The 1,279-nt window shown below is 47.0% G+C and carries 2 protein-coding genes; both read right to left on the bottom strand.

Translation table 11 applies throughout. The annotated features are described in order from the left end of the window. Window positions 1–792: aldehyde dehydrogenase family protein (locus tag ACS8FC_RS14330; protein ID WP_439297252.1), on the bottom strand; the 792-nt coding region annotated here is incomplete at its 3' end. Window positions 793–795: 3 nt separating this feature from the next. Continuing rightward, window positions 796–1,279 (bottom strand): NAD(P)-dependent oxidoreductase (locus ACS8FC_RS14325; RefSeq protein ID WP_439297251.1); only part of this gene is annotated, 484 nt, incomplete at its 5' end.

Raw genomic sequence — 1,279 nt, 5'->3', positions numbered from 1 at the left:
AGGAATGACACGTTGCGTAGATGCTGAAGCAATGAGCGCGCCCGTTTTTGGTGAGCCGACAAAAACCACTTTGTTGGTGGCTGGATGCGCAATGGCGGCAGACCCTGTTGTGTGTCCCAATCCATTAATGACATTGACCAAACCACGCGGGATACCTGCTTGCTCAAGGATTTTAACGAGTGCCGTTGTGCTTAGTGGGGTTAATTCAGACGGCTTTAATAAGACGGCATTTCCTGCACAGATAGCAGGCGCGATTTGCCAGCCGCCAGTAAATATGGGTGCGTTCCAAGGGGTAATTTGCGTCACCACACCATATGGCTCATGACGAGTGTAGTTTAAGTGAGTGGTTGGTACAGGGATAACTTGTCCCATAATCTTGTCACACCAGCCAGCATAGTATTCAAACATCTCGGCAACTTTCGCCACCTCAACTCGGCAATCGCGAATAGGCTTACCAGCAGAGATACATTCTAGGCGTGCCAGAGATTCTGCGGCTTCGCGTATTTTCATACTGCACTTCCACATTAACTGACCTCTGGCACTAGCCGTCATCGACCACCATGCTTTTTGAGCTTTGATGGCAGCATCGGCGGCATTAGCAACAATATCTTTTCCCGCATCACGATAGCTTAAAAACACCTGACCGGTCGCTGGGTTAGTTAAATCGATGCTGTCTCCATGACCTGTCACCAGCTCGCCATCAATCCAGCTGCCAAATGTAGAAGTACCTAATAGTTCATGAAGAAGTGCTTCAACTTGCTGCTCACCATTTTTTTCTACGATAAAACTCATTATCTATTCTCCCAAGCCAGAATTTTTCACAATGCAATTAAAGTCATCTTGATCAGGTAGGTTTGCTTCGCTCTGCGCCCAAATCTCGGCTACTTGTTCAGCCAAAGGCAGCTCCAATCTCATCTCACCAATCATGTCTTTTGCCAGACGTACGTCTTTACGCATCAGTTCCATCGTAAAACCAGAATCAAAACTTTGATTGAGAATCCATCGAGGGAAATTCACTTCACTAATCGCACTACGACCTGAACCTGCATTCAAACCAGCAATAAGGTCTTCAGGGTTTAGTCCTGCCTTAGTACCCAAAGCGACTGCTTCAGCGGTAGTTACAAGATGTGCAGCACATAAGAGATTATTGATGAGTTTGGCGGCATGGCCATTGCCAGACTTGCCCATGTAGACCACTTTTGAGCTTAAAGCATCTAGATATAACTGAGCGCGTTCAAGGGCGCTTCTTTCACCGCCAACAACTATGACCATAGTGCCA

This window comes from Psychrobacter sp. 1Y4 (assembly GCF_051847555.1).
This window is presented reverse-complemented; position numbering and strand designations above follow the sequence as displayed.